1 protein-coding gene is annotated in these 223 nt (G+C 63.7%); it reads right to left on the bottom strand.

Translation table 11 applies throughout. The annotated features are described in order from the left end of the window. Positions 1–223 (bottom strand): Rieske 2Fe-2S domain-containing protein (locus WFH44_RS21400; RefSeq protein ID WP_336716671.1); only part of this gene is annotated, 223 nt, incomplete at both ends.

Here is a 223-nt window from a genome sequence, read left to right as displayed (position 1 = left end):
GACGTCGCCCAGGCGCTCCTCGATCGCGCCCATGACGTCTTCTTCGAAGGACGGCGGCTCCTCCGCCAGGCAGACCCAGACATAGCCCAGGTACTCGCGGATGTGGACCTTAGCCAGGCCGTACTCGTTCCGGTCGATGTCCGGCATCTTGGTCAGGTTCGGCGCGGCGATGAGCTTGCCCTCGAAGTCATAGGTCCAGGCATGGTACGGGCACTGGAAGGAA

The organism is Arthrobacter sp. USHLN218 (assembly GCF_037144715.1).
GTDB lineage: Bacteria > Actinomycetota > Actinomycetes > Actinomycetales > Micrococcaceae > Crystallibacter.
The sequence above is the reverse complement of the archived record's forward strand: the minus strand, read 5'-3'. Positions and strand labels throughout refer to the sequence as shown.